The sequence below is a fragment of the Micromonospora sp. NPDC048999 genome, from assembly GCF_040649295.1.
GTDB lineage: Bacteria > Actinomycetota > Actinomycetes > Mycobacteriales > Micromonosporaceae > Micromonospora.
Window position 1 is genome coordinate 1 of the sequence record NZ_JBEZFI010000084.1, and the last position, 6051, is coordinate 6051.

The window sequence follows — 6051 nt, forward strand, 5'->3', positions numbered from 1 at the left end:
GACCTGCGCCGGCCCTGGGAACGCCCCGCACCACCCGAACGACTCACCCCCGCCCGCGTCCGCCGCGCGTTTCGGCACCTGCGCAGCAAAGCGGGGAGGCTGTCGCACAGCTTTCGATCTTCAGATGTCAAGAGCTGTTGTCGTCGGGAATCCATCGTGGACGACCATGTCGGGTCGTGGCGTACAACTTCATCTCCTGCAGCCCGGACGACTTGTCGCTGCCCCGTCATGACCTGCGTGGGTGGTTGCCGCCGCAGCATCTGTGCTGGCAGGTGTTGAAGGTCGTCGGTGAGCTCGACCTGTCCGGGTTCCTGCGGGGCTACCGTGCCGATGGCCAGGGTGCGGCGGCGTATCCACCGCAGGTGTTGCTGAGCTTGGTGCTGTACTGCTACTGCAAGGGCGTGCGCTCGACGCGCAGGATCGAGGCGGCCTGCCTCGACGACGTGGGATGCCGAGTCATCACCGGCAACCAGCACATCGACCATTCCACCGTCGCGCGTTTCCTGCGCCGGCACCGCGAAGGCATGAAGGCGCTGTTCGTGCAGATCCTGGCGCTATGCGCCCAGCGCGGGCTGGTGGACCTGTCCGCGGTGGCGGTGGACGGCTCACCGATGCAGGCGGCCGCCGCCCGCTCCACCAACCGCAGCCTCCACGCCCTGGAGACCATGATCGCCGATGGCGAAGCCGAGATTGACCAGTTGACAGGCGCCATGGACGACCCAGCAGCCGCCGCCGGCAGCACCCAGCACACCGCCGCCGGCAGCGGCTTGCGGCGGCTGTCCCGGCTCGGCGACCGCTTGGCGCGAGCCCGGATGGCCCGGGACAAGCTGCATGAACGCGCGCTGCCCTCAGCCGGCGAGATCCGGATCAAGGTCGAGGCCGCCGAGCGGATGGTGGCCAGGGCCGCCCACCGCCTCGCCGAGGTCACCGCCGCCCAACAGCAACTGCTGGCCGACTACGCCCGCCGGAGCATGCAGGACCAGGCCGCGGGACGACGGCGTGCCAACGGACGCCCACCGGTTGCGATCGAGGCCAAGACCAAGGTCGTCCGGCAACAGGCCCGGCTGGCCAGGGCGCAGGCCGGGCTGCACCGTGCGCTCAACCCTCGGCCGATCCCGTCTGCGGCGGCCAGGGCGTCACTCACCGATCCGCAGTCGCGGCTCATGCTCGGCAAGCACGGCGGCTACGTGCAGGGCTACAACGTGCAGATCGCCTGCTCCCGCAACCAGATCCTCCTCGCGATCGAGCTGCACGACAATCCGTCCGACACCACCGCCCTGATTCCGGTCATCAGACGTGTCCAGCACAACTGCGCGACCGCAGGGCTGAGCAGCGACGTCGCGGCGTGGCTGGCCGACAGCGGATACGCCAGCACCGCGAACTTCACTGCCCTGGCCGATCTCCCGCTGCTCGTGTCACTCACCAAGGAATACGACCAGACCAGGGCCCCCACGCCACCCAGCCAGGACGTCCCCGCCGGCCACCGCGACATGGCCGCCCGACTGGCATCCACCGAAGGCAAGCAGCTCTACGCCCGCCGCGGCGCCCTCGTCGAACCCGGCTTCGCCCAGCTGTTCCAACGGTTCGGACGTCGCCTGCACCACCGCGGCACCAGCGACGTCGACGCCGAGATCAAACTGCTCGGCGTCGTGCACAACCTGAACAAGATCTTTCGTCACGACGCCAGACGGAAGACCGCTTGACAGCTGAAGATCGAAAGCTGTGCGACAGGCTCCGGGCAGTCCCGCCTGCGCACCGAAACCCTCCCGGCCAGGACCCGGCCGACCACCCGGACTACGCAACCGCCACCCGGCAACCCGCCACGACGTCCACATCGTCACCGCCGCCACCAGCACAAAACCGAAAGGTGGCACGAAGAAAACGAAGACTTCGAATAACCCGAGGCCACGCCGAACCGGTTAAAGATCAAGCTAGGGCGCGTCGCATAATCCGGGCTCGTGGCCGTAGTGGGCGGATAAAGAGGGTTTGGGTCAGCCTGGGGCGAGGAGGCAGAACTCGTTGCCTTCCGGGTCGGCGAGGACCGTCCACGGGACATTCTGGTCCAGGTCGATGGCGGTGGCGCCGAGCGTCCGCAGTCTGGCCGCCTCGGCCTCCAGGTCGTCACCGGGGTATGGGCGGACGTCGAGATGGACTCGGTTCCACACGGTCTTCACGTCGGGCGTGCGGAGGAACTGCAGATATGGGCCGACGCCCTTGGCGGAGCGCAGTACCGCGTTGTCGTCGGTCACCTTGTGCAGGGTCCAGTCCATGGCCTTGCCCCAGAAGTGGGCCATGGCTCGCGGATCCGCGCAGTCGACCACTACCGTGGCGATCGGTCCGGTGTCTCGGATCGGGTCGTGCCAGTCCAGCACGCAGAACTCGTTGCCCTCTGGGTCGGCCATGACCGTCCACGGGACGTCGCCCTGGCCGACGTCGGCGGGTGTTGCGCCGAGATCCTTCAGGCGCGTGACCAGCTCCGCCTGATGGGCCGCCGAGTTGGTGGCGAGGTCGACGTGCACGCGGTTCTTCACCGTCTTGGGTTCCGGGGAGGCGATGAGGTCGATGCAGACGGCGACGGGGTCGGGGTAGACGAAGCCCTCGGGTTCGAGGTTGGTCACGCCGGGTCCCTCGCTGGAGACTCCCCAGCCGAGCGCCTCCGCCCAGAAACCGCCCAGCGCGGAGTCGTCCCGGGCCTTCATGTTGATTTGAACAAGCCGCGTCGCCATGCAGACGATGCTAGCGGCAGTCTGGCACATCAAGATCAGCCGTACTAATCATCGGCATGTGCGGACGTCTGGGCCAGCCGAGGGAAGGGCTACGACCTGTCTCGGATGAAGGTCACCGAGTCGCGCGTCGGGTCGACCGCGTCGACCTTCCATCCGGCGTTGCGCGACGCGTGTGCTTGGACGCGTGTCCGGTTGAAGTGTTGGCCCCACAGGTCCGGTCGGACCGCGCGCTCGCCGGCAAGTGGGCGCCGTAGACGTCCTCAAGCCGCCGGAGCGACATCCTGATCTCGGTTTGTTCGTGCCGTTTCAGGAAGTCGGTTAGAGGGTCGTACTTCCCACGGCGAGGCTCTCCCGACTGGGGTGGATCTTCCAGCCGGAACGCGCCGACACTGTCGGCGAACACACCGGCAAGCAGGTTCGCTTCGTTGGCACGACGAGCGACGAGAGTGGCCGGGTTGAGGTGGTACTGAGTGACGGGACACGCCTGCGGGCGTACCGCCACGAGGTCGTTCCCGGGTAGCGCTACGCCAGTTGAACTGCCGCTACCGCTCTTGACCGGCTGACTGCTGATCCGGCAGGGCGCCGGCCCAGACATACACCCACGGCGGGCCACCGCCGGCGATCGACTCCAACTCGCACGCGCCGTCCACGTCCGCGTCGAGCAACTCGCCGCCGTACTCGATCCACAACCACGTCTGATCGATCGCTGCAGGGGGCACGCCGTCCTCGTCGATCAGCGCCAAGAGGGAACACCCATCCACCGGTGCCCTCGACGCACGGTACGTCAATGCTCGCCCACATGTTCTGATCATCGGCCGAGACCTGACGGCGCCTGACGCGTTCCATCGACCGGCCCTTCCGATACAGGCGGCTGCCTCGCCCGCAGGGCGGGTCAGAAAGAATCAAGCGACGAGAGCCGGCCGCCTTCCGATCACCCGCTGCCCGTCAATACGACCGCCGACCAGGCCTCACTCCGTGCGGCGCGCGGTGGCAGCACCCCGAACCAGCCCGTAGTCAACACGGACACCCCGGCAGCCGGCGTCGACGCGATCCTCGCCCATCCAGTTGCAGACGCTCACCCCACGTCGCCGAAGTAGCCCTCTTCCTCGCCGAGCAGCAGCGGCACGTCGTAGACCGACATGTCCGGCCGGAGGCGCGCGTACCGCACCCGATGGCGCCAGCGCCCGTGTTCGAACGCGACATCGGCGTCGATCTCCGCGACCACCGTCGGGTCCACCTGCACATACGGCAGCGGTTCCGGCCGGTCCAACTGGCCGGACCAGGACGCGGGCAGCGGCTGCGGCCACGGGTGGGCCACCGTGCCGGGGCGCGGCATGCGTGGCGGCGACAGCAGCTCGGCCAGCGCCGCACGCTGGACGGTGGTCAGTGGGTGAGAGCGGCCGGTGTACCGCAGCCGTCCCCGACGGTCGAACCGGCCCAGCAACACGGTCTCCGGGCGGCTGATACCGCCGGTCACCCCACCGACGATCGCCTCGGTGACGATCCGGGTGCGGAACTTCGACCAGCCACGCCGGCCCGGCGCATACCGGCCGTCCAGGCGCTTGCTGACCACGCCTTCGATGCCCGCCGCGACGGTCCAGTGCAGCAGCCAGTCCGCCACCTGCCGCATGTCCGCCGTCTGTGGCGTCACGGTCAGCTGTGCCGGCGCATCGATGAGCAGCCGCTCCAGCCGGGCCCGCCGCTGCGCCAGCGGCAGGTCCAGGACCACTTGCCCGTCGGCGTCGGCGAGCAGGTCGAAAAGCACGTAGTGGGCCGGACGCTCGCGTGCCAGGCGCAGCAGGTCACGGCCGGCGGTGACCCGGCGCTGGAGCTGCGCGAAGTTGGTACGGCCGCGGTCCCAGACGATCAGCTCACCGTCGAGCACCACCCCGGCCGGAACGGCCGCCCGGACCGCCCGGACGATGTCCGGGAAGTAGGTGGTCAGGTTCCGGCCGGCCCGCGACTGCAGAAACGCCCCGTCCGTGTCGCGGAAGGCGATACACCTCCACCCGTCCCACTTCGGCTCATGCACCAGGCCCAGACCCTCGGGCACCACGTCAACTGGCGCCGCAAGCATCGGCGCGACCGGCCGACGCAGCACCAGTTCCGCCCCAGCGCTCGCCCGTCGTCGGGCTGGAGTCACGTCCAGTCCCCACCGCGCCGGCCGTCAGTGCCGCTCATCTTCCGCCCCCCAGATCATCGTGGGAGAGACGTGGGGGAGCTCGGGCGGAGATCCGCGATATCGAATGCGCCCAGCGAGGGGCTGCAGCACGGCCAGCGCGCCAGCCAGCGGCAGGATCGGCGGGGGTCTTGAACCGGTCGGTGAGGGTCACCGACTCGGCTGGCGGCCACAGCCATGTGCAGGTGGAGCAGCTACGGCCGAAGGCCACCGACGAGCGGCCCCCATAGCGAGTTCAGTCGCGGGGGCAGCTCACCGCCCGCGGCGCCGCCCGGTCGGAAGCAGAGTCTCGTTCGCCGCGTCCCGGAGCTCATCGCTCATACGGTCGGAGGGCGGACGTGCTGCTGCGCGGCGGCCCGGTGACGGCCAGATGGTGCCCGGCGGCGGGCAAACCGTGGTGTGGCAGGCCTGCCTGTACGAGACCACTCCCGAGTGGGGCCACCGGCGCGGCCGCGACCTGCGCTCTACAGGCATCGCCCCGACTGCGGCGAGCCGTACGGCCGAGGCGCCGAAGACCGCAGCGAGTCACCCTCCTGCCTCCGGTGCGGGCTTGTTCGGCACCCCGCCCCGCCCAGCATTCGAACATGCGTACGATCCTCACGTGGAAGAGGTGGTCCGGAGGTGGTGGAACGGCACGTGGGGGCGCCTGGCCCGCCGCGACGTGTGGCTCGTGCGCCAGACGCGCTGGAAGCTCATCGCCCGCGCCGGCGACAGCGAGACCGGGAAGGTGCTGCGGTGGGAGTTCGACACGGAGCAGGAGGCTCTGCACATGGTTGATCGTCTTCTGCGCGCCGACACCCCTGGGCAGTGGCGCGAACAGGACGCCGCGGCGTCCCCGGGAGCCCAGCCACGAGAGCAGCGCCCGAGGCGGCACGACGACGGCCCTGCGCGCCCGTAACTGTCGGGTCTCAGGACGTCTGTGACAGAACCGTCTCGGGACCTCCGTCACGCACCGGTCCCTCAACGGTCACGATCGGATGATCTACGGTTCCGAAAACCGGCGATCGGCCATCATGCATCGGCAATGCGGCCATCTCACTCACCTGGCCCGTTGCCAGCGGACACGCAAAAATCTGGGTGGGCGGACGGTTCACTCCGGGCTGATGGACATGAAATCTCCGGGCTGGTGGTCACACGGTCTTCGGG

The 6051-nt window shown here is 69.1% G+C and carries 5 protein-coding genes and 1 pseudogene; 3 read left to right on the forward strand and 3 right to left on the reverse strand.

Translation table 11 applies throughout. From position 1 onward, the window contains the following. Window positions 1-377 precede the first annotated feature (377 nt). Window positions 378-1703 (forward strand): transposase, encoded by a 1326-nt coding sequence (locus AB0C02_RS33195; protein WP_357553179.1) that lies wholly within the window; start codon window positions 378-380, stop codon window positions 1701-1703. Between the two features lie 288 nt (window positions 1704-1991). On the opposite strand, the gene AB0C02_RS33200 is transcribed toward AB0C02_RS33195, so the two are convergent. The 3 genes from AB0C02_RS33200 to AB0C02_RS33210 all read right to left on the reverse strand — a co-directional run bounded on the left by AB0C02_RS33200 (window position 1992) and on the right by AB0C02_RS33210 (window position 4869). Further along, window positions 1992-2726 (reverse strand): VOC family protein, encoded by a 735-nt coding sequence (locus AB0C02_RS33200; protein ID WP_357553175.1) that lies wholly within the window; start codon window positions 2724-2726, stop codon window positions 1992-1994. Window positions 2727-3268: 542 nt separating this feature from the next. Continuing rightward, the gene (locus tag AB0C02_RS33205; protein WP_357553176.1) at window positions 3269-3469 is read right to left on the reverse strand and encodes a hypothetical protein; all 201 of its coding nucleotides are present in this window, start codon (window positions 3467-3469) and stop codon (window positions 3269-3271) included. 332 nt (window positions 3470-3801) lie between these two features. Further along, window positions 3802-4869 (reverse strand): ATP-dependent DNA ligase, encoded by a 1068-nt coding sequence (locus tag AB0C02_RS33210; RefSeq protein ID WP_357553177.1) that lies wholly within the window; start codon window positions 4867-4869, stop codon window positions 3802-3804. Between the two features lie 374 nt (window positions 4870-5243). On the opposite strand from AB0C02_RS33210, the pseudogene AB0C02_RS33215 reads away from it, so the two are divergent. Further along, window positions 5244-5430: pseudogene (locus tag AB0C02_RS33215) on the forward strand (hypothetical protein); the annotation flags it as partial. 76 nt (window positions 5431-5506) lie between these two features. After that, window positions 5507-5803 (forward strand): hypothetical protein, encoded by a 297-nt coding sequence (locus AB0C02_RS33220; RefSeq protein ID WP_357553178.1) that lies wholly within the window; start codon window positions 5507-5509, stop codon window positions 5801-5803. Window positions 5804-6051 lie beyond the last annotated feature (248 nt).